The sequence below is a fragment of the Burkholderia sp. MSMB617WGS genome (assembly GCF_001532025.2).
In the GTDB taxonomy this organism is placed as follows: domain Bacteria; phylum Pseudomonadota; class Gammaproteobacteria; order Burkholderiales; family Burkholderiaceae; genus Burkholderia; species Burkholderia savannae.
The window spans coordinates 182,843-205,084 of the sequence record NZ_CP013458.1 but is presented as its reverse complement, the minus strand read 5'-3'; the positions used below and the strand labels follow the sequence as shown (position 1 = coordinate 205,084).

Here is a 22,242-nt window from a genome sequence, read left to right as displayed (position 1 = left end):
ATGTACGTAGCGGTCAAGGGCGGCGAAAAAGCCATCTTGCAGTCGTACCGGATGCTCGAAGAATACCGGCGCGGCGATCCGTCGATTCCGGAGCTGACGATCGCGCAGATCGTCGCGCAGATGCCGCTCGCGGTGTCGCGCGTGATGGCGGAAGGGTCGCTCTACGATCGCCGTCTCGCCGCGCTCGCGATCAAGCAGGCGGCGGGCGATCTGATCGAGGCGATCTTCCTGCTGCGCGCGTACCGGACCACGCTGCCGCGCTTCGCGTACGCGGAGCCCATCGACACGGGCCGCATGGCGGTTTCGCGTCGGATCTCGTCGACGTTCAAGGACGTGCCGGGCGGCCAACTGCTCGGGCCGACCTACGACTACACGCAGCGGCTTCTGGACTTCTCGCTCGAAGCCGCGCGCGATCCGGCCGCCACGCATCCCGGCTGCATCGCTTCGGATGGCGAAGCATGCGCGGAGCGCGCGTCGATGCCCGCGCAGATGTGCGGAAACATGCCCGGCATCGCGGCGCTGCTCGAACGCGACGGCCTGATCGAACGCGACGCGCCCGCGCCGGGCGACCCCGCTCCCGTCGATTTGACGCGCGAGGCGATGCAGCTCCCGGCCGATCGCGCGGCCCGCCTGCAGAACCTCGCGCGCGCCGACGAAGGCTTCCTGCTGTCGATGGGCTATTCGACCCAGCGCGGCTACGGCAATACGCACCCGTTCGTCGCGGAGATCCGCTTCGGCAGCGTCGAAGTCGAAATGGAGCTGCCGGAGCTCGGCTTCACGGTCACCGTCGGCGAGATCGACATCACCGAGTGCCAGATGGTGAACGACTTCGGCGGCAACGCTGCGCACGCGCCATGCTTCACGCGCGGATACGGGCTCGCGTTCGGCTACAGCGAGCGCAAGGCGATGGCGATGGCGCTCGTCGATCGCGCGATGCGCGCCGTCGAGCTCGGCGAAAGCGCGGAGTCGCCCGCTAACGACGAGGAATTCGTTCTTTACCACAGCGACAACGTCGAAGCGTCGGGCTTCGTGCAGCATCTGAAGCTGCCGCATCACGTCGACTTCCAGGCGCAGCTCGAATTGCTGCGGCGGCTGAACGCGCAACGCGCGCACGAAGACGCCGCGGCCGCGGCCGCGGGCGGCTCGGCCGAGTGCGCGCCGCGCGCCGACGAGATACGCGAAGTGCGCGACGTGAGCGACGTGAGCAAAACACGCGAGGCGCAAGACGCGAACGCAAGCGCGAACGCCGACGCCGATGCGATGACGCCTCACGGAGTATCGGCATGACGACAGACACGCAAGTCGAACGCGATCCGCACTACAACTTCGGCTACCTCGACGAAGCGACGAAGCGCATGCTGCGCCGCGCGCTGCTGAAGGCGGTCGCGATCCCCGGCTATCAGGTGCCGTTCGGCAGCCGGGAGATGCCGTTGCCCTACGGCTGGGGCACGGGCGGCATTCAGGTGAGCGCATCGATCATCGGCGAAGACGACGTGCTCAAGGTGATCGACCAGGGCTCCGACGACACGACCAACGCGGTCAACATCCGCCGCTTCTTCGGCCGGGTCGCCGGCGTCGCGACGACCGAGCGCACGCGCGACGCCACCATCGTCCAGACGCGCCACCGCGTGCCGGAAACGCCGCTCGCCGAAGGCCAGATCCTCGTGTTCCAGGTGCCGATTCCGGAGCCGCTGCGCTGGCTCGAATCGAGCGAGAAGGAAACCCGGACGATGCACGCGCTCGCCGAATACGGCGCGATGCACGTTCAGCTCTACGAGGACATCGCGCGATACGGCCACATCGCGACGACATACGACTACCCGGTGGTCGTCAACGGACGCTACATGATGCGTCCGTCGCCGATCCCGAAGTTCGACAACCCGAAACTCGACCGCAATCCGGCGCTGATGCTGTTCGGCGCCGGGCGCGAGAAGCGCGTGTACGCGGTGCCGCCGTACACGCCGGTCAGGAGCCTCGACTTCGATGACCATCCGTTCACGGTCGAGAAATGGGAACAGCGCTGCGCGATCTGCGGCTCGGACAAGAGCTACCTCGACGAGATCATCGTCGACGATCAGGGCACGCGCGAGTTCGTTTGTTCGGACAGCGAATATTGCGCGGAGCGAACCGTGTCGCAGCAAGCGAAGCAAGCCAAGGAGGACGCCGCATGAACGCCCGCCCGTTGTTGTCCGTGCGCGGCCTGACCAAGACCTGGGACGGCGTTCACGGCTTTCGCGACGTGAGCTTCGAGCTCCATCCGGGCGAAGTGCTCTGCATCGTCGGCGAATCCGGCTCGGGCAAGACCACGCTGCTCGACGCGCTGTCCGCGCAAATCGCGCCGCAGTCCGGCTCCGTTCACTACGATCTGCCGGGCCAGGGGCTCGTCGATCTCGCGGCGCTCGCCGGCGCGCGCATGCGGCTGCTCGCGCGCACCGACTGGGGCTTCGTCCGGCAGCACGCGCGGGACGGCCTGCGCATGCAGGTCAGCGCGGGCGGCAACATCGCGGAGCGCCTGATGTCGATCGGGCAGCGCCATTACGGCGAGCTGCGCGCGACGGCCGCGCAATGGCTCGACAAGATGGAGATCGACGTCGGCCGCCTCGACGACGCGCCGACGACCTTCTCGGGCGGCATGCAACAGCGGCTGCAGATCGCGCGCAATCTGGTCACGCGCCCGCGCCTCGTTTTCATGGACGAGCCGACGGCGTCGCTCGACGTCTCCGTGCAGGCCCGCCTGCTCGATCTGCTGCGCCAGCTCGTCAACGAAATGGGGCTCGCCGCGATCGTCGTCACGCACGATCTGGCGGTCGCGCGGCTGCTCGCGCACCGCACGCTCGTGATGCAGGGCGGCGAGGTGGTCGAGAGCGGGCTCACCGATCAGGTGCTCGACGATCCGCAACACCCGTACACGCAATTGCTCGTCTCCTCGATGCTGCAAAACTGACCATGACAGACACCACCACGATGATCAGCGTGCGCGGGCTCGGCAAGACGTTCACGCTGCACAACCAGGGCGGCGTGCGCCTGCCCGTGCTCGATTCCGTCGATCTCGACGCGGCCGCGGGCGACTGCCTGATCCTGTCCGGGCCCTCGGGGGCCGGCAAGAGCACGCTGCTGCGCTGCCTGTACGGCAACTATCTGCCGACCGAAGGCAGCATCCGCATCCGCATGCCCGCGAGCGCGACGGCCCCGGCGAACGCGCCGTGGCTCGAGCTCGTCGGCGCGTCGGAGCAGGCGGTGCTGCACGCGCGGCAAATCGCGATCGGCTACGTCAGCCAGTTCCTGCGCGCGATTCCGCGCATCGGCGCGCTGCACGTCGTCGCCGAGCCGCTGCTTCAGCGCGGCGCGAGCCGCCCGGAGGCCGAGGCGCGCGCCGCAGCGCTGCTCGAGCGGTTGCGGCTACCCGGCCGACTGTGGCATCTGCCGCCCGCGACGTTCTCAGGCGGCGAGCAGCAACGCGTGAACATCGCGCGAGGCTTCATCGGCGAGCAGCCGATCCTGCTGCTCGACGAACCGACCGCATCGCTCGACGCCGAGAACGCCGCGATCGTGATCGAGCTGATGCGCGACGCGTGCGCGGCCGGCCGCTGCCTGATCGGCATCTTTCACGATCGCGCGGTGCGCGAAGCAGTCGGCACGCGAACGCTCGCCATGAACGCGCCGGACACCGCAACGCAACCGCATTCGCCCGGCGCGCGAGCCCCGTCGCAGCCGCCGCAACGCAACGCGGCCGACGCCGCGCAACCTGGCTGATCACCGGAGCCGATCATGACGAACAGGACTTATCTGACGGGCGCGCGCGTCGTGCTGCCCGACGCGGTGCTCGACGACAGCGCGATCCTCGTCGAGCATGGCCGCATTGTCGCGATCGAGCCGGACGGCGCAAGCGGCGCCGCGCACGCGGACCTAACGGGGCACACGCTGATCCCGGGGCTCGTCGATCTGCACTGCGACGCAATCGAAAAGGAAGCCGAGCCGCGTGCGCGCGTGCTGTTCCCGCTCGATTTCGCGGCCTCGCAGATCGATCGCCGCAACGCGGCGGCGGGCATCACCACGCCTTTTCACGCGATCTCGTTCGCGAGCGCCGACGCCGGCGTGCGGGACAACGACACCGCGCAGGCGCTGGTGCGCGCGGTCGCCGCGTTCCGACGCAGCGGGCTCGTCGACAACCGCATTCATTGCCGCTACGAAGTGACCGACGCGGCCGCCGCGCCGTTGCTGCATCGGCTGCTCGACGAAGGCGTCGTGGACCTGCTGTCGGTGATGGACCACTCTCCGGGCCAGGGCCAGTTCCGCACGCTCGATGCGTACATCGATTATCTGACGGGCAATCACCGGATCGAGCGCGGCGCGGCGCATGCGATCGCGGCCGAGAAGCTCGCGTCGCAGGCAGGCGCGAACGAACGGATGTCGGCGTTGCTCGCGCACGCGCAGCGCACCGGCGTGCCGACGGCGAGCCACGACGACGATTCGGCCGCGCGCGTCGCCGCGATGAAGCGCCTGGGCGTGCGGATGACCGAATTCCCGACCAACGAAGCAACCGCCCGCGCGGCCGCCGAGCTCGGGCTGCCGGCGCTCTTCGGCGCGCCGAACGTGCTGCGGGGCAAGAGCCAGAGCGGCTCGATGCGCGCGATCGACGCGATCCGCGCGTGCAAATCCGTCTGTCTGTGTTCGGACTATCAGCCGTCGGCGCTCGTCGTGGCCGCGTTCATCGCCGCCGATCAAGCGCAGCTCGACCTGCCGTCGGCGATCGCGCTCGTCACGCGCAATCCCGCAGACGCCTGCGGCCTCGCCGATCGCGGCCGCATCGCGCTCGGCGCGCGGGCGGATCTCGTGTCGGTGTCGTTCGAAGAGCGCTGGCCGGTGGTGACGAACACCTGGAACGCAGGCCGCCACGTATTTTCCACGCGGTATCCGCAGCGCGCCGCCGCAGGCGGATTGACGAGCGCGCTGCGGTCCGGCGAAGCGACTGCGGCGCAGTAACGCGGCCGTCGGTCGGTTCGTCGGTTCGTCGGTTCGTCGGTTCGTCGGTTCGTCAGCCTGAACGGCAAACCAATCCAGATAGATAGTCACCCTAACTTTCATCGATTTCTCGCCCCTGATCACCGCATCCTTTGGAGCGCAAATTGAAACTCTCGACAATCCTCGCGGCGGCCGCCGCATCGCTCTGCGTCTCGGTCGGCGCGACACATGCCGAACCCGTGTGCCCGAGCGGCGGCACGATCCGCTTCGGCGTCGTTCCCTACGAAGCCACCGCGCTGCTGCAGCCCGCGTACAAGGAGATCGCGGACCTGATCGCCAGGAAAACCGGTTGCCCGGTGCAGTTGTCGATCGCGACGAACTACAACGCCGAGATCGAGGCGATGCGTGCGGGCAAGCTCGACATCGCCGAATTCGGTCCGCTCGGCTACGTGCTCGCCAACAAGATCGCGCGCGCCGAAGCGGTTGCGACGTTCGCCGGCAAGGACGGCCGGGCCGCGACCTACACCGCGTCGATCGTCACGTGGCCCGGCTCCGGCATCAAGACGCTCGCGGACGTCAAGGGGCAATCGTTCGCGTTTTCGGACCCGGCGTCCACGTCCGGGCACCTGTTCCCGGCATTCGGCCTGAAGAAAGCCGGCATCGATCCGCACGCCGACGTGCGCGCGCTCTACGCCGGCAGTCACACCGCGTCGTACGAGGCGCTGCGCAATCGCAAGGTGAAGGCAGGCGAGCTGAACAGCTCGCAAATCGCGAGCGCGAAGCTCAGCAATCAGTACGACCCGGCAGCGTTCGTGACACTGTGGCAGTCCGAACCGATTCCAATCGATCCGATCGCGATCCGCGGCGATCTGCCGGCGAACGTCAAGGCCAGACTGACCGAGGTACTGAGCAATCTGGATTTCCACGAGCTGTCGCCGGGCACGCAGAAGTTCATCGCCGCGGCGCTGGGGCCGGCGCTGCGTACCGCGCCGCAGACGGACGCTGCGTATGACGTGATTCGCAGCCTCGTTTCGATGCTGAACATCGACTTGAGCAAGCTATGAACCTGCCTGTCGGAACGCCCTCCATCGATGCGCTCGGACACGCGCCCATGTCGTTCGCTCCCATTTCCGCGATGCCGCCGCGCGCCGTGTCCGGCGCAGAGACGAAGCTCGCGGTGCGCGGCTTGTCGATGCGCTATCCGAACGGGCATCTCGCGCTGCGCGCGCTGGATCTATCCGTCCGCGCGGGCGAGTTCGCCGTGATCCTCGGCAGCAACGGCTGCGGCAAGTCGACGTTCCTGAAATGCGTCGCGGGCCTCAACCGGCCGACGAGCGGCACGATCGAAATCGCCGGCCGCAATCTCGCCGGCCTGTCCGGCGAGACGCTGCGCGTGGCGAGACTGCCGATCGCGCTGATCTCGCAGCATGCGAACCTCGTGAAGCGCCGCAGCGTGCTCGCCAACGTGTGCACCGGCGCGCTCGGCCGCTACCGCACGTGGGAAACCGCGTTCGGCCGTGTGCCGCGCGCCGAGGTCGAGCCATCGCGCGCTTTCCTCGACGAAGTCGGCCTGCTGCATCTCGCCCGGCAGCGCGCGAGCACGCTGTCGGGCGGTCAGGCGCAGCGCGTCGCCGTGGCCCGCGCGCTCGCGCAGCGGCCGCAGGTGCTGCTCGCCGACGAGCCGCTCGCGAGCCTCGACCCCGAGGCGGCCGAGGAAGTCATGCGGCTGCTGCGCCGGCTCACGTCCGAAGACGGCATCGCTATCGTCTGCGTGCTGCATCAGCCGGCGCTCGCGCAACGCTATGCGGACCGATTGATCGGCCTGCGCCAGGGCGAGGTCGTGTTCGACGATGCCGCCGCGTCCGTCGATCCCGCGAGGGTGGCCCGCCTCTACGCATCGGAGCCGCAATGAGCCATACGATGAACCACAGCGTGCGCTGCGCGCCGCGGCCGGGCGCGCGCGAGGCGCGGCCCGCCGCCCTGTTCGTCGCGGCGCTGCTCGGTGTCGCGCTGTTCGCGCAGGCCTGTTATGTCGTCGAGGCGCGCCCCCAGGATCTCGTCACCGGCGTGCACGGCATGCTCGACATCCTGTCGCGATCGATGCCGCCCGACTTCGGCAAGCTCGAATCGAGCCTGTGGGCGGTGATCGAGACGGTGGACGTCGCGATGTTCGGCACCGTCTGCGGCGTCGTCTTCGCGTTTCCGCTCGCGATTCTCGCCGCCGCCAACGTCACGCCGGCGCGGCCGCTGTACCTTGCCGCGCGCTCGCTGATCGGCGTCACGCGGGTCGTGCCGGATCTCGTGTGGGCGTTGCTGTTCGTGACGGCGGTCGGCCTCGGCCCGTTCCCGGGCGCGCTCGCGCTGGCCGTGCATTCGGTCGGCATGCTCGGGCGGCTTTTCTCGGAAGTCATCGAGGACATGGACATGGGCCCTGTCGAAGCGCTGACGCTCACGGGCGCGAGCCGCCTGCAGGTCTTCACGCATGCCGTCGTGCCGGGCGTGCTGCCGTCGCTGCTCGGCATCGCGCTGTACCGCTTCGACGAGAACCTGCGTTCGTCGCTCGTGCTCGGCTTCGTCGGCGCGGGCGGCATCGGCTTTCATCTGCTGACCGCGATGAATCTGTTCCAGTATCAGACCGTGTCGCTGCTGCTGATCATCACGTTCTTTCTCGTGACGGGAGCCGAACACCTGTCGGCTTATCTGCGCGGCAAGGTGACTTGACGGGATTGGCGCGACTCGCGCAACTCGCGCGGCGGGCGGCTTCGATGCATCGCGCGACGCGCCGCGCGCGAAGGCGAACGTGCGCCGCGCGCGCATCGATCGTTGCCGCCCGTTCCTTTCCGTGCGCGCGGCGGCCAATCGGCGCGACATGAACGCTGTGTCCGCGGCGTCGGGCCCGGCGATCGCCGTTCGCCGCCGAGCCTGCGCGCGGCGCCGCCCCGATCCGGTCGATCGCCGCGCGCCGGATGCGCGCGCGTGAACATGCCATCGGCCGTCGGGCGCGAATCCTCGTCGGCGGACGTCACGGCGACGAGGCAAGGCGCGGCGCGGCAAGGCAGGGCGCGCCGCCGATCGGCGTGCCCTGCCGCCCGCGTCACCGTTTGACGCCCTCAATGACGCTATGCATGCCTTCGGTCGGATAAACGGCCGTCATCGACAATCCGGCCGCCTCATAGAGCCGCCGGTAGTCGCCGGCCGTGCGCGCATGCCCGCCCGAGCTCATGATGAGCATTTCCAGATCGTGGAGCTTCGCGAAATGCGGCTCGCCGGGCGGCGTGAGCACGGCCTCCACGAGCAGAAGCTTGCCTCCCGACGGCATCGCTTCCGCGCAGTTCGTCATGATCCGGATCGCCTGTTCGTCGTCCCAATCGCAGATGACGTGCTTCATCACGTAGACGTCGCCCTGCGCGTCGACCGACTTGCTCGCGTCGCCCGCGACCACCTCGACCCTGTCGGTCAGCCCGTGCTTCGCGAACAGCCGCCGCGCGCCGTCGCAAGCATGCGGCAGCTCGAAGAGCACGCCTCTTGCCTGCGGATTCGCGGCGAGCAGCGTCGCCAGCAGCAGGCCGTGACCGCCGCCGACGTCGACGATCGTTCGGGCTCCGGAGAAATCGTACGCGCGCGCCACCGGCGGCGATTCGAGTTCGCTGACGCTCGTCATCGCGTCGTTGACGATCTGCGCGACCTCCGGGTGCGAATCGATGTATTCGAAGCCCGGCCCGCCCACGACGTGCTCGAACGCGCTTCGGCCGGTCTTCACGCTGTAGAGCAGCCCGCCCCACGCCTTCCAGCCCACGTCCATGCCCGCCATGCGCGCGAACCCGCGCATCGAGCCCGGCACGTCGCACCGCAGCGTTTCGCCGAGCGGGCTGTTGCTGAAACGCCGCCCGTCCCCTTCGACGAAAACGCCCAGATCGCCGAGTGCGCGCAGCACGCGATATAGCGCTTCCGGATGAGTGTCCGTCGCGGCGGCCAGCTCGGCCGCCGTCCGTTCCTTCTCCGCCAGCAGATCGGCAATGCCCAGCTCGGCCGCGACGTACAGCGCCTGCGCGTGCCATTTGCCGATGATCATCTGCAATATCGCGGTGTGCGGCGCCGGGCTCGCATCCACTTTCGCCATGAAGCTTCTCCTTGTTTCGAAATGGGAATGTGCTCGTCGCCCTGGTCTCGCGCGGCCGCGCGGCGAACCGACGCGGGCCGACGGCACGCGCCGCCGCCCGCGCGAGCCGGGACGATCAAGCCGTGATCAGCTTGATCATTTCCGCCGTGTCGAAATGATCTTCGAACGTGACCGCCTTGCCGTTCACGAACTTCCATACGTGCACGAACTTCAGCGTCGCGCTGCGCCCGTTGACGGCGGTGACGCCGCGCGTGCCGAGCACGACGATCCGGTCGCCGGATTCGATGAACTCCTCCGGCGCAAGCCGCATCTCGGCGATGTGCGTCGGCACGTGCCTGATGAAGGCGATCACTTCGTCGTGGCCCCGCTTCGTTCCGCCGAGCCCGTACGGGCCCATGCCGTCCGGGTGGGTCCACAGCACGTCCGGCGCGAGCGCGGCGAGCACGCCGGGCAGGTCGCGGCGATGGAAAGCCTCGTACGAGGCCCGCACGGTCTGCATGTTGGTCGACATCGGTTATTTCTCCTGTGTCGCGCGTCAGGGCTGCGCGGCCGGGTGCGTCTTCACCGCTCCGGGGAAGTGCGTTTCGATCGTCCGGCGCACGCCCTCCCTCCAGTGCACGCCGCAGTCGCCGATCAGCGCGCGCCGCTTCGTGTTGTCGAACGCATAGGTTTCGCGCGTCACGTCGCCGCGCTCGAAACGCGCGTCGACGCCCGTGATGTCCGCGACGTACTGCATGCAGTCCTGAATGCCGACGGCGTCGTCGCCGCCCCAGTTCAGCACGAGTGCGGGCGCGCTCGCCGCATCCCACAGCAGCGGCACCTGCCGGACGAGATCGTCGGTGTGGATCAGCGACGCCCAGTTCTGGCCTTCGCGCGGAACCGGAATCGGCTTGCCGGCGAGCAGTTGCCGGTACAGCAGCACCGGCACGCCGCCGTGCCCGTACGGGCCGTACGCGACGTTCAGACGCGCGATCACGGCCGGCAGGCCGAGCACGGCCGAGAACGCGCGTACGACGCCTTCGCACGATATCTTGACGATCGGGTACGCTGGCAGCCAGTGCGCGACGCCGTTCAGCGGGTCCGTCTCCGCATACGGATGGTCGAGCGCCTGCCGCGCGTACAGGCTGCCGCTCGACACGTAGATGAACGATTCGGCGTGGCGGCAATGCGTCATCAGGCGGCCGGTGGCGACCGTGTTGATTTCGATCGCCTTCTCGAAATCGCCGTCCTCGCCGCGCCTGACCGCGGCGTGCAGCACGTGCGTGAAGTCGTCGGGCAGGCCGTCGAGCGTGTCGCGCTCCATGTCCCACCGCCGCGTGTTGACGCCCTTCGCGCGCAACGCGTCCTCGACGCTCGCGTCGCCGAAGCGGCCGATCGCCCATACTTCGTCCTCCGCCGCCAGCGCTTCGGCGACGGGCCGCGCGACCTGGCCAGTCGCGCCCGTGATCAAGATCTTCCGCTTCGCGCGCGTCTGCTTCGCGTCGCCACGCTTGTCGTTGCCTGACACAGTCATGAGCCTCTCTCCTTGGTCATCCGTGACATGAGACGCCGGTCATTTGCCGCCGAGCGCGCGGTCGAGCTCGGCCCGCAGCACCGCCTGGAACGTCGCGACGTGCGCCGGCCCCATCAGCGTGTAGTGCTCGCCCGCCACGTCGATGTAGCGATTCGGCGCACGCGTGAACTCGTCCCACCGGCGCAGCTCCTTGTTCAGCCAGTCTTCCTTGGTGCCGCGCAGCGGAATCGCATAGAAGATCGACATCGACGCCACGTCGCCGGACGGCGCGTACGAACGCCCCAGCGTCAGCAGCGATTGCGCGAGCCCCGCCCAGGCGCGGAACTTCGGCAGATCCAGGTCGAGCTCGGCGAGCCGGCCGGGCGGCGCGTTGTCGATCAGGTACGCGAGCGGGTCCTGCTCGGGCATCGCGGCGCGCAATTGCGACGGCAGCGTGAGCGACTGCTGCTTGTCGATCAGCGACAGGAAGAACGCGAGGTTGACCGCGCCCTCCACTTCGTCGAGCTCGTCCATCCGGTACTTGATGTGCGGCGGCAGGTTGAAGCTGCCGACGAAATCCACGCGCTCGCCCTGCGATTCGAGCACCTTCGCGATTTCGAACGCGACCGCGCCGCCGTACGAATAGCCGGCCACCGCGTATGGCCCGTGCGGCTGCCGCCGGCGGATCGCATCGACGTACACGTTCACCATCTCGTCGAAGCGGGAGAAGTACGTCTCGCCTTCGTTGAAGCCGCGCGCGCGCAGCGCGTAGAACGGGCGCTCGTTGACGAAGTATTTCGCGAGATTGACGAACACGAGCACCTCGCCGACGCCGGGATGCACGCAGAAGAGCGGCGTCTTGGCGCCCGTGAGCTGGAGCGGCACGACCGGGTCGTATTCGCCCGCCGTCACGCGCTTGCCCGGCGCGAGACGCGCGGCCAGCGCGCGCACGGTCGGATTCTGGAGAATCGTCACGATCGGCAGATCGACAACGGCGAGCCGCTGCTCCACGTGCCGCTTCAGCTTGAGGATGTCGAGCGAGGTGCCGCCGAGATCGAAGAAGCTCGCGGTCGCGCTGATCGCGTCGTGCTCGACCTGGAACATCTGCGCGAAGATCGCGGCGACCGCCGCCTCGGTCTCGCCCTCGGGCGCGACGTAGCCGCCCATCTGCCGGTTCGCGAGATCCGCGGCGCACGCCTTGTAGCCGTCGTAGCCGCCCGCTTCGAGACGCTTGCGCATGATGGTGCGCTGGGTCTTGCCGAGGCTCGTCTTCGGAAATTCGTCTTCCGGCAGCGGCAGGATCAGTGCGGGCCGGAAGCCCCACAGCAGGATCGTGCTGTTGCGGATCGCGATGATCAGCCGATACAGCTCGTCTTCGTCGTCGAGCGGGAACGACGGCGTGAACGTCACGACGAGCTGCTCGGATTCGTCGCCCGCGCCGCGCGTCGGGAATGCCGCGACGAACGAGCGCTTGATGCCGTCCAGCTCTTCGAGCGTCGTTTCCAGCTCGTGGCTGAAGTAGTTGACGCCGTTGACGATGATGCTGTCCTTGCTGCGGCCGACGAGCGAGAGCCGGCCGCGCTCGATGCGCCCGAGATCGCCGGTGCGGAACCAGCCGTCGTCGGTGAACGCCGTGCGCGTCGCTTCGGCGTTGTTGTGATAGCGATGGAAGATCATCGGGCCGCGCAACTGGAACTCGCCCGTCTCGCCGTCCGGCAGCACGTTGTTGCGGTCGTCCGCGATGCGCATCTGCAGCCCGAGAACCGGCAGGCCGAGCGACGCGAATTCGCGGCCGGCGTCGCCTTGCGGAAACTCACGCGAATACACGGAGCCGGCGCACGTCTCGGTCATGCCGAAGGCCGGCCACAGCGCATCGCGAGCGAGCCCGCACGGCGCGAGGAGATCGAGGAAGCGCTGCCCGGTCGCGACCACGATCGCTTCGCCGCCCGAGACGACATGCCGCAGCGACGACAGATCCAGCTTGCGGCGCAACGCGTTGAACGCTTCGTCGCCCATCGATTCGAGCGCGGCGTTCAGTTGCCCGAACAGAAAGTTCGGCGAGAACGTCATCGTGACGCGATAGCGGCTGATGAGATGCAGGAACCTGAGCGGATCGGTCAGGATCGCCGCGGATTCGACGTGAAGCTGCACCGCACCGACGTAGAGCGGCAACAGATGGGCTTCCAGCAGCGCGGCGACGTGATCGAACGAAATCCAGTTGAACGTGACGTCCGCGCGGGTGAGCTGCTGGCGATCGTTCTTGCCCGCCATCGACGCGAGCAGGTTGCCGTGCGTGAGCACGACCGCCTTCGAATTGCCCGTGGAGCCGGACGTGAGCACGAAGACGGCGGGGTCCGCAGGCTGCGCGACATGAACCGACTCGTCGGGTGTCCCCGCGCGCAGCGCGTTCAGGTTGACCGCGAACGCGCCGCTCGGCAAATCGTTCTTCAGCGCCTCGGTGGTGACGAGAAGCGGATGGTCGAGCAGCGCGTCGACGTGCGCGAGGTGCTTCGCCCAGCGCTCGGGATCGTTGCGGATCGGCACGAGCGGGCACGGCACGAATCCGCCCAGCGTGCAGGCCCAGAACGCCGGGATGAAATCGTTTGCGTGCTCGAGCAGCAGCGCGACCTTCATCCCGGAGCGATAGCCGCGCGCCCGCAGGCCGCCCAGAATGCGGCGCGCCTCGTCCAGCAGCTCGGGATACGTCAGGAACGTGCCGTTTTCTTCGGACTCCGCGGCAACGAAGCGAACGCCCGTGTGCGGATGCAGCCGCGCGGCGCGCAACAGCAGGTCGGCGGCGTTTTGCGGCGAAGGAACGCGCGATTCGTGTTCGGAAAGGCGCGGCGAATCGAGGGTGGATGTCGTCATGGTGCAGGCACTCCATGCTTGTGGCGCAATTGATGAACGACCGCCCGTGCGTGTCCGCGCGGACGCGTCGATTGACGATTGCAGGGTGAATCCCTACCTGACTGGCCGCCGGCTTTCCGAAGAAAGGATCGGCGGCCGATTGACACTCGACTGCATGAGACGAATCGGCCGATCTCCCGGCAAAGGCGGGATTGTTCGGGCGATTTCCGACAATGGCCGCCGCCGCGATCCGAAATGCTCGGCTCATTTCAAATCAGGCGCGCCAATGAACCGGATTCCCGGAATAATCCCTGGATTGCTTTGATGAAAGATGCGGAACGAATCGATTGTTTTCCGCGCGCCAATGATCGACGCCATTCATTGGCCGCGCGAGAACGATTTACAGCTCGACAACCGGCGAGACGCTGCGGGCAATCGGCCGATCATCGGTGCTCCGGCGCCGTCGATGCGCCGGCGCCGGTTCAAGCGAGCAACATTGAAGCGAAACAGGGAACATTCGTCGTCTGGATGAAACACCGGGAGCTGCAGCGACGACGTTCCCGTATTAATCTTGACGATTGGAACGGAACGAAGTCTACGATAAATCGTGTGATGTTTGAATGCGATTCGCACGAAAGTATTTGTTAAAAATCGAAGTTTCTCGCGAAATTCATAAGACTCCAAACCAATCGGTCGATCCGTTCATTTGCACGAAATCATTCCGCTCAATTCGGCGACATATATCTCCCAAACACGACATGCGCGCACGATATTTATAATCGGAAAATTTCAAAAAAATATCCGTATCATTTACGGATATTTCAGAAAATCGAGCAACGGGTGGTTCGGTAAGCGCGAGACGCCCGGAAACGCGGGCAAGGCGGACGCGGCGGGAAATTAGGTGACAATGGGACGACAACGGGGTTGCGCGCGCCGTTCGACAGCGTGCAGGAAGCGCGGTGAGCGCACGGAACGCGCATGCGAAGGTGCGCGCCGCGTGCGCGCCGCGTGCGCCCCGGATCGATCGATGCCGTGCGGCTTGCCGCCGATCAGCTCGCCGAACGTCCGTCGCCTGCGCCGCCCTCATCGCCGTCGCGGCGGCTCACCGTCGTCTGCAGCGCGATGTACAGCCAGAGCCGATCGTCCATCGCGCCGAGATCGAGGCCCGTCGCGTCGCGGATCTGCTGCAGCCGGTAATCGAGCGTATTGCGATGAATGCCGAGCGCCTCGGCCGTGGCGCTCGGGTGGCCGTCGTTCGCGTACCAGGCCTTCAGCGTGTCGAGCAGCGCGCCGGAGCGCCGCTCGCGCGCAAGCAGGCGCGTGAGCGGCAAGCGCAACTGCTGCGCCTGCCAGCCTTGCGACAGCGCCGACAGCAAGACGGGCAGCACGAATTCGTAGTACGAGTACGTGTTCTCCCGCGGCGCGCGGGCCGCGCCGACGCGCAGCGTCGCGAGCGCGCACTGATACGAACGCTCGAAGCCGTCGATCCCGTCGAGCGCGATGCCGAGCGCGAGCGAGAACGGCTGCGTCGCGACCTTGCGCAGCGTGCCCTCCAGCGCGGCGAGCCGCTTGCCGGCATGCTTCGCCAGCGCGCCGTCGCGGGCCGCGCGCGCATCGATCGCATCGAACATCACGAGCTCCAGATACGACGTCTTCGCGGTCAGCAACTGCGGCCACTCGTGCGCGAGCTGCGACTGCATCGCCTCGATCTGGCCGACGCCCGCCTCCGGGTCCGCATCGACGCCGCTCAGGCGGCACACGATCGCCGCATGCGCGACGCGCACGTCGATGCCGAGCCGGTCGGCCCATGCTTCGAGCTCGGCGGACGCGGCCGTGCGCCTCAGAAGCTGGAGAACGAACTCTTCCCGATGGCGCGCGTTGCGGCGCAATTCGACCGTCAACTGCTCGCGCTCGAGGATCAATTCCGCCGTGACGCGCAGCAGCTCGCCGAAGCCGCGCACCGCGTCCGGCTCGCCGGTGACGCCGATCACGCCGCACACCTTGCCGCGCACGCTGAGCGGCAGATTGATGCCGGGCCGCACGCCGCTCAGGTTCGCGGCCATCGCGTCGTCGATCTCGACTGCGCGCGCGCGGGCCAGCGCGAGCTGCGCGCCCGCGTGGATCTCGCCCACGCGCGCCGCGTCGCTGCTCGCCAGGATCAGGCCGTGCGCGTCCATCACGTTCACGTCGAACGGCATCACTTCGACGGTGCGTGCGACGATTTCAGTCGCGAGCCGGGCATCGATCATCATGGCGGTCAGGTCGGGTTGCGGGAACGGCGGCAAAGCCGGCGGCCAGGCGGGCCGCGGGCCGGCGCCCGGCCCGACGCCTATTGTCGCGTCATTTCGGTCGGCCAGACGATGCGCATCAGGTTCGTCGAGCCGGGATGCCCGAACGGCACGCCCGCGGCGACGACGATCGGGCATTCGTCCGTCGGGAATCCTTCCGCGTGCGCGGCCTCGATCGCGATCTCGACGATGTTCTCGATGCCCGTCGCCTCGACCGCGACGCGCGAGCGCACGCCCCACGCGAGCGTGAGCCGCCGCGCGACGTCGGCGCGCGGCGTGAGGCTCAGGATCGCGGTGCTCGGCCGCAGGCGGGACAGGCGTATCGCGGTGGCGCCCGACGCCGTGTACGTGACGGCGGCGCCGAGCCGCAGTGTATCCGATACCACCTCGATCGCCGCGCCGATCGCGTCGGTGGCGTTCGGCGCGTGCGCGGTGACGATCGCCTTCATCAACTGCGGCTGGATCGGGTCCGCCTCGGTCGTCGCGATGATCTTGCGCATGAAGTCCACCGCCTCGACCGGATACTCGCCCGACGCCGATTCGGCCGACAGCATCACCGCGTCCGCGCCGTCGTAGACGGCCGCGGCGACGTCGGACGCCTCCGCGCGCGTCGGCGTCGGCGCGAGCGTCATCGATTCGAGCATCTGCGTCGCGACGATCACCGGCTTGCCCGCCGCGCGCGCGAGCCGGATGATCCGCTTCTGCACGCTCGGCACGTCCTCGAGCGACATCTCCACGCCGAGATCGCCGCGCGCGACCATCACCGCATCGGCGGCCTCGACGATGTCGACGATGTTCGTCACCGCCTGCGGCTTCTCGATCTTCGCGACGATCGCGGCGCGCGAGCCGATCAGCGCGCGCGCGTCGTGCACGTCCTGCGCGGTCTGCACGAACGACAGCGCGACCCAGTCGACGCCGAGCGACAGCCCGAATTCGAGATCGTCGCGATCCTTCGCGGACAGCGCCGGGATCGCGAGTGTCGCGTCGGGCACGCTGACGCCCTTGCGATCGGACACGATCCCGTCGAGCAGCGCGACCGCCTCGATGCGTCCCGCCGACACCGCCTCCACGCGAAACCGCAGCTTGCCGTCGTCGACGAGGAGCAGATGGCCCGGCCGGGCCGCGTCGAAAATCTCGGGGTGCGGCAGCGACACGCGCTGCGCGTCGCCGGGCGCGGGGTTCAGGTCGAACACGAACGGCTGGCCCTTCGCGATCCGCGCGCGAGCGCCCGCGAACTGCCCGACGCGCAGCTTCGGGCCCTGCAGATCGAGCAGGATGCCGATCGGATGCCCGATGCGCGCCTCGATCGCGCGCACGGCCGCGTGGCGCGACGCGTGATCGGCATGCGTGCCGTGGCTGAAATTCAGGCGGAAGACGTCGGCGCCCGCGCGCGCGAGCGCTTCGATCGTGGGCTCCGTGGAGCTCGACGGGCCGAGCGTCGCGACGATCTTCGTCGAACGGCGGCGCTCGCGGTCGGTGTGGCTTTCGTTTCGCATATCCGTGTGCAGAGCTGAGAAGTGGATCGGATGCATGCGGCCGGCCGGCGAACGGGCGGCCGATGCGGGTGCGCTACGCGGCGTGCCGCGCCGGCGCGCGCCGGCCGAGCTGCCAGCCGACGCGAATCGCCGCCGCGACGTTGCGCGCGGCGAAGCGCACGTTCGTCGCCGCGTCGCGAAGGGCCTCGTCGATCGTACACGCGCGCCTGACGGACGCGAAGAGCGCGTCGAAGCCGTGCCGGTACAGCGCGTCGGCCTGGCCCGTCACCGCGCCGCCGATCGCGACGACCGGCACCCCGCATTCCGCCGCGATCCGCGCGACGCCGATGGGCGCCTTGCCGCGCAGCGTCTGGCCGTCGATGCAGCCTTCGCCCGTCACGACGAGGCTCGCGCCGCGAATCGCGTCGCGCAGCCGCAGCGCGTCGGACACGATCTCGACGCCCGGGCGCAGCGTCGCGTTCAGGAACGCGGACATCGCCGCGCCGAGGCCGCCCGCCGCGCCGCCGCCCGGCAGCCGCGCGACGTCCGGGCCGACATCGCGCGCGACGATCGCCGCGAAATGCGCGAGGTTGCGATCGAGATGCGCGATCATCTCGGGCGTCGCGCCCTTTTGCGGGCCGAACACCGCGGATGCGCCGTTCGGCCCGACGAGCGGATTGTCGACATCGCACGCCACTTCGAACGCGCACGCCGCGAGCCGGCCGTCGAGACCGGCGACGTCGATGCGCGCGAGCCGCTCGAGCGGCGCGCCGCCCGGGCCGATCGGCCGGCCGTCTGCGTCGGCGAGATGCGCGCCGAGCGCCTGCAGCATGCCCGCGCCGCCGTCGTTCGTCGCGCTGCCGCCGAGACCGACGATGAAACGGCGCGCGCCGGCGTCGAGCGCCGCGCGGATCAGCTCGCCCGTGCCCCGGCTCGACGTGACGCGCGGATCGCGCGACTTGGGCGGCACCCGATGCAGGCCGCTCGCCTCGGCCATCTCGATGACCGCGGTGCCGTCGGGCAGGATGCCGAACGCGGCGCGCGCCGGCCGGCCGAGCGGATCGGCGACGATTGCCGCGCGACGCTCGCCGCCCGCCGCCGTGACGAGCGCGTCGACCGTGCCTTCGCCGCCGTCGGCGATCGGCAGGCACCGGTAGTCGGCGTCGGCGAACACTTCGCGGAACCCGGCCTCGATCTGCCGCGCCGTTTCGACCGCGCTCAGGCTTTCCTTGAACGAGTCGGGAGCAATCACGATCTTCATCAACGAACCTCTTCGGTGGCGCGCGCGGCTCGCGCGCGAATGCAGGAACGAAAGGCGCGGCATGGCCCGCGTCAGCGGCCGGCGCGGCGCGCGTGCGTGCGCATCACGAGCACGATGCCGACCACCATCGTGCTCGACAGGATGTAGAGCGCGAGATCGGTGCGCTGCGTCGCGTCCTTGATCCAGCCGACGATGTAAGGGCTCACGAACCCGGCGATCTGCCCGAGCGAATTGATGAGCGCGACACCGCCCGCCGCGGCGGTGCCCGTCAGCACGAGCGTCGGCAGCGGCCAGAACATCGCGAGCGCGGTGAGCGCGCCCGCCGTCGCGAGCACGAGGCCGATCATCGCCGGCACGATCGCGTTGCCGGCCTGCGCGGCCATCAGCAGCCCCGCGACGCCGACCGCCATCGGCACGCTCAGATGCCAGCGGCGCTCCTGGCGCGCATCGGCGGATTTGCCGACGGCGATCATCGCGATGCTCGCGAACAAATACGGGATCGCGCTCAGCCAGCCGATCGCGCCGCTGCCGCCGACGCCGAGCGAGCGGATGATCGACGGCAGCCAGAAGTTGATCGCGTACACCCCCATCTGGATGCAGAAATAGACGATGCCGAATTTCCAGACGGCGGCGTTCAGCAGGATGTCGCGCAACGTGTGCGGCTGGCCGGACGACGCGCGGGCGGCGTCGGCCGCCGTCGTCACGATCGCGCGGTTGAGTGCGGCTTTCTCGTCGCCGGACAGCCAGCGTGCGTCTTCGATCCGGTCCTGCAGAAACACGAACACCGCGACGCCGAGCACGATCGTCGGCGCGCCCTGCAGCAGGAACAGCCACTGCCAGCCCGCGAGCCCGCCTTGGCCCGCCGAGAAGTGGTCGAGCATCCAGCCCGACAGCGGGCCGCCGATCACGCCGGAGATCGGGATCGCCGACATGAAGAGCGCGATCGCGCGGCCGCGATGCTCGGCGCTGAACCATTGCGTCAGATAGAGCACCATGCCGGGAAAGAACCCGGCTTCCGCGATGCCGGTGAAAAAGCGCAGCGTATAGAACGACGCCGGCGTCTTCACGAACAACAGCGCCGACGACAGCGCGCCCCACACGATCATGATGATCGCGATCCACGCGCGCGCGCCTGCGCGCCGCAGGATCAGATTGCTCGGCACGCCCGCGAGCACGTAGCCGACGAAGAAAATGCCCGCGCCGAGACCGTAGACGGTTTCGCTCATTTGCAGGTCGCTCAGCATCTGCAGCTTCGCGAAGCCGACGTTCACGCGATCGAGATAGTTGAACAGGTAGCAGACGAAGATCAGCGGGATCAGCCGGAACGCGACCTTGCGATAGCCGTCGTTCAGCGGGTCCGATGCGGGCCGCGCCGCGACGGAGGAGGGAGGGGTCATGCGCGTCTCCGGATCGTTTTATATCGTGTGAGCCGTATGGTAGGGACGTCGCGCCGGGGATTCATCGGGCGAATGCACTATAGACGTGACATTCAGGCGAGATTTATGGTGCAAATGTACATGCGGGGCGATCTGCCCATCCGCCTCTGTGCGCGCCGGCGTTGCCCGCGGTGTGCGCGAATCGCTCGTCCTCTGGTCCGGTCTTCCGCTTTTCCGCTTTTCCGCTTTTCCGCTTCTCCGCTTCTCCGCTTCTCCGTTCATCGGAATGGACGACGCGTTGCTCCATGCCGAAAGTCTCGAGCGTCGGCGGCGCTGCTTTTGCGCGCGGCGCAGCCATTGCGTCGGCGTCGACGGTGGACGGCGCACACGTGCCCCGCTTCTCGTGCCGTTCGTTCAATCACCGCGACGCTTCCCCTCAGCGACCTCCGACGGCCAATGACCGCTATCGCGGCCCGCGCCGCCCACGATCCGCACATCGCGGAGCCTCCAAGCCGCTTGCGCCTCGTCGCGGCATTTTCGGCAAGTGGCCGCGGCCGGCCGGAATCAGCTCGGCGTTCCCGCTGCCGGCCGCACCACGAACATCATCGCCATTGCGCGACGCCCGAGGAAGGACGGAGGCCGGCGATTGAATTTCGGCAATCGCGATTTAAAGCGCCCTTAATCCATACTTGTCCCATTACAAATGATCAATCTTTAAATTACCATCCAACAATATCGAGTTTATTCAACGGCATACCTCACCAATCGAATATCGTATTCGATCGAAATAATTCAGGCATGAACAGTTATCAAGAGTACAAACAACACGTCAAATCGCTTCAGGCATCCCTGGACCGGGAACGCAAGGCGATTTCAGCCAAAGTGCTCCAGGAGATTCGCGAATGCGTCGCGGAATTCGGCTTTACGCCTCAAGAAGTATTTTCTTCGAAGAAGAAGCGCGAACCCAAGTACTACGACCCGGTCAGCGGCTCGACGTGGACCGGGCTCGGGCGAGAACCGGCATGGATACGCGGAAAGGACAGGAAGGTTTTCGAATTGTCGAGCCACCAGGACAACGATCATTTGGGATGAAATCGCGGCGCCGAACCGCGCGGTGCCGTCGAGCGTGATGGCCGGCACAAAGGCGCGATTGCGTCGCTCGGCGAATTCGGTCGGAGATTCCACCGGAGATTCGGCCGGAGTCGCGCGCCGATCCGGCTGCCGCTCTCCGGGCAGTTCGGCATCCGGCCAAGCCGAGCGTCGGCCAGCATTGCAGCCGTCGAAAAAAGAGGCACGCGGCGATACGTGACGAGGCGACGGAAACCGCCTTCCGGTTGAGCGGGTGCCGGTGATCGCGGGCCTGTCATGTTGCCGCGCACGCATTCGCGCACGGCTCGCAGCGCAAGGCGCAACATGGCTGCTCCATGCAAGCGCCGGCGCATTAAGCGATTCGTTGCCCGATAGCGCTTTGCTTACCCGAACCGCGCATGTTGCGTCGCGACCGCGAGCTCCGCGTGTCGTTGTGCGAAACAGGACGCCTGCCGCATGAGAATAGCGTGACGAGCGGAACGATCCGGCGTCGCGGCGAAGCGGCAATCAATACGCCGCCGCCTGCACCCCGACCGGAGCGCCGGACGGCACGCCGGCCGCCATGAGGCCGGTTTCATACGCAAAGCGGAACAGGCTCGCATCGCGTTCGATGCCAAGCTTTCGCATCGCATTCATCTTTTGCGTGCTGACCGCTTGCTTGCTGCGATGAAGATAGGCAGCGATTTCGTTGACGGAAAGCCCGGATACGTAAAGACGCACGATTTCCAATTCCCGGGCCGAGAGCTGCCGCTCGATCGACAGCGCTTGCCCGTCGTCGGCAATTCGCGACGACACGAATGCATCGACGTCCGCCGGAATGTACGTTGCTCCCGCGTAGACGGCCTGGACCGACGCAATCAGGTTGTCGATATGGTCCATCTTGTTCACGATCGCACGCACGCCCAGCCGTGCCATCGACGCGATGAGCGCGGGATTGTCGATCGCCGTGAATACGATGATCTTCAAATCGGGGTAATGGCGCCTCAGGAACGAAAGCAGCCCAAGGCCGTCACCGTGGCTGCCGCCAGGCATGGCGTAATCGGTAATCAGGATGTCGCATCGCTCGCACGCGAGCAGATCGACCAATTCAGTGGAATTGCTTGCCGTGCCTGCGACTCTGATCGCACTGGATCTGCTCAGCGCATGCTCTATTCCGGCTATCAGTGCGGGATGGTCGTCAGCGACAATCAAATCGATTTTCATTTCACCCCCAAATTTGTATCAACGTCATATCGACCACGCGCCTCATTCGATCCCGAATCAATCGATCAACTGTTCAGAACGAATAGGGTTTATATAACGTCGATCTCCATTTTTGCCGCTAGACAAGCA

General features: G+C 67.5%; 19 protein-coding genes. 10 read left to right on the top strand and 9 right to left on the bottom strand.

Going from position 1 to position 22,242, the window contains the following annotated elements:
- The 8 genes from WT60_RS20935 to phnE all read left to right on the top strand — a co-directional run bounded on the left by WT60_RS20935 (position 1) and on the right by phnE (position 7,683).
- Positions 1-1,287 carry a carbon-phosphorus lyase complex subunit PhnI gene (locus WT60_RS20935; protein ID WP_060356158.1) on the top strand — a complete coding sequence of 429 codons (1,287 nt, stop codon included), beginning with the start codon at positions 1-3 and terminating at the stop codon, positions 1,285-1,287.
- Complete coding sequence (locus tag WT60_RS20930) at positions 1,284-2,171, top strand: alpha-D-ribose 1-methylphosphonate 5-phosphate C-P-lyase PhnJ (RefSeq protein WP_060356159.1); 888 nt, start codon at positions 1,284-1,286, stop codon at positions 2,169-2,171. Before WT60_RS20935 ends, WT60_RS20930 begins: the two co-directional genes overlap by 4 nt.
- The gene (gene phnK, locus WT60_RS20925) at positions 2,168-2,944 is read left to right on the top strand and encodes a phosphonate C-P lyase system protein PhnK (protein WP_059644776.1); all 777 of its coding nucleotides are present in this window, start codon (positions 2,168-2,170) and stop codon (positions 2,942-2,944) included. Before WT60_RS20930 ends, phnK begins: the two co-directional genes overlap by 4 nt.
- Before the next feature lie 2 nt (positions 2,945-2,946).
- Complete coding sequence (phnL, locus tag WT60_RS20920) at positions 2,947-3,753, top strand: phosphonate C-P lyase system protein PhnL (protein WP_226377269.1); 807 nt, start codon at positions 2,947-2,949, stop codon at positions 3,751-3,753.
- A gap of 15 nt (positions 3,754-3,768) precedes the next feature.
- Positions 3,769-4,983, top strand: a complete 1,215-nt coding sequence (locus WT60_RS20915; RefSeq protein WP_060356160.1) for an alpha-D-ribose 1-methylphosphonate 5-triphosphate diphosphatase — start codon at positions 3,769-3,771, stop codon at positions 4,981-4,983.
- A gap of 143 nt (positions 4,984-5,126) precedes the next feature.
- Positions 5,127-6,026 (top strand): phosphate/phosphite/phosphonate ABC transporter substrate-binding protein, encoded by a 900-nt coding sequence (locus WT60_RS20905; protein ID WP_059671437.1) that lies wholly within the window; start codon positions 5,127-5,129, stop codon positions 6,024-6,026.
- 47 nt (positions 6,027-6,073) lie between these two features.
- Positions 6,074-6,874: a phosphonate ABC transporter ATP-binding protein gene (gene phnC / locus WT60_RS20900; protein ID WP_231753784.1), complete on the top strand. Its 801-nt coding sequence runs from the start codon at positions 6,074-6,076 to the stop codon at positions 6,872-6,874.
- The gene (gene phnE, locus WT60_RS20895) at positions 6,871-7,683 is read left to right on the top strand and encodes a phosphonate ABC transporter, permease protein PhnE (RefSeq protein WP_038745928.1); all 813 of its coding nucleotides are present in this window, start codon (positions 6,871-6,873) and stop codon (positions 7,681-7,683) included. The genes phnC and phnE overlap by 4 nt, the downstream gene beginning before the upstream one ends.
- A gap of 373 nt (positions 7,684-8,056) precedes the next feature.
- Here phnE and WT60_RS20885 read toward each other — a convergent pair whose 3' ends face one another.
- From WT60_RS20885 to WT60_RS20870, 4 genes are all read right to left on the bottom strand, one after another.
- The gene (locus WT60_RS20885) at positions 8,057-9,082 is read right to left on the bottom strand and encodes a methyltransferase (protein ID WP_060356162.1); all 1,026 of its coding nucleotides are present in this window, start codon (positions 9,080-9,082) and stop codon (positions 8,057-8,059) included.
- A 115-nt stretch (positions 9,083-9,197) separates the two neighbouring features.
- A complete protein-coding gene (locus tag WT60_RS20880) occupies positions 9,198-9,593 on the bottom strand; it encodes a nuclear transport factor 2 family protein (protein WP_038745922.1) in 396 nt (131 codons plus the stop codon).
- A gap of 24 nt (positions 9,594-9,617) precedes the next feature.
- On the bottom strand, positions 9,618-10,595 hold the full coding sequence (locus tag WT60_RS20875; RefSeq protein WP_060356163.1) for an NAD(P)-dependent oxidoreductase: 978 nt from the start codon (positions 10,593-10,595) through the stop codon (positions 9,618-9,620).
- Positions 10,596-10,634: 39 nt separating this feature from the next.
- Positions 10,635-13,442: a non-ribosomal peptide synthetase gene (locus WT60_RS20870; RefSeq protein ID WP_060356164.1), complete on the bottom strand. Its 2,808-nt coding sequence runs from the start codon at positions 13,440-13,442 to the stop codon at positions 10,635-10,637.
- Here WT60_RS20870 and WT60_RS34600 point away from each other — a divergent pair.
- Entirely contained in the window at positions 13,441-13,746 is a 306-nt protein-coding gene (locus WT60_RS34600; RefSeq protein ID WP_156440055.1) for a hypothetical protein, read from the top strand. The two genes, WT60_RS20870 and WT60_RS34600, sit on opposite strands and share 2 nt — an antisense overlap.
- Positions 13,747-14,470: 724 nt before the next feature.
- On the opposite strand, the gene WT60_RS20865 is transcribed toward WT60_RS34600, so the two are convergent.
- The 4 genes from WT60_RS20865 to WT60_RS20850 form a co-directional block, all read right to left on the bottom strand.
- Positions 14,471-15,673: a sugar diacid recognition domain-containing protein gene (locus WT60_RS20865; RefSeq protein ID WP_038745916.1), complete on the bottom strand. Its 1,203-nt coding sequence runs from the start codon at positions 15,671-15,673 to the stop codon at positions 14,471-14,473.
- Positions 15,674-15,750: 77 nt separating this feature from the next.
- Positions 15,751-17,205, bottom strand: coding sequence for a pyruvate kinase (gene pyk / locus WT60_RS20860; RefSeq protein WP_059576816.1), 1,455 nt, complete (start codon positions 17,203-17,205; stop codon positions 15,751-15,753).
- A gap of 73 nt (positions 17,206-17,278) precedes the next feature.
- A complete protein-coding gene (locus WT60_RS20855; protein ID WP_059644808.1) occupies positions 17,279-18,445 on the bottom strand; it encodes a glycerate kinase in 1,167 nt (388 codons plus the stop codon).
- Positions 18,446-18,516: 71 nt separating this feature from the next.
- Positions 18,517-19,842, bottom strand: a complete 1,326-nt coding sequence (locus WT60_RS20850; protein ID WP_060356165.1) for an MFS transporter — start codon at positions 19,840-19,842, stop codon at positions 18,517-18,519.
- 777 nt (positions 19,843-20,619) lie between these two features.
- On the opposite strand from WT60_RS20850, the gene WT60_RS20845 reads away from it, so the two are divergent.
- Positions 20,620-20,913, top strand: coding sequence for an H-NS histone family protein (locus WT60_RS20845; RefSeq protein ID WP_038745908.1), 294 nt, complete (start codon positions 20,620-20,622; stop codon positions 20,911-20,913).
- Between the two features lie 504 nt (positions 20,914-21,417).
- On the opposite strand, the gene WT60_RS20840 is transcribed toward WT60_RS20845, so the two are convergent.
- Positions 21,418-22,113 carry a response regulator transcription factor gene (locus WT60_RS20840; RefSeq protein WP_038745906.1) on the bottom strand — a complete coding sequence of 232 codons (696 nt, stop codon included), beginning with the start codon at positions 22,111-22,113 and terminating at the stop codon, positions 21,418-21,420.
- Positions 22,114-22,242: the final 129 nt, after the last annotated feature.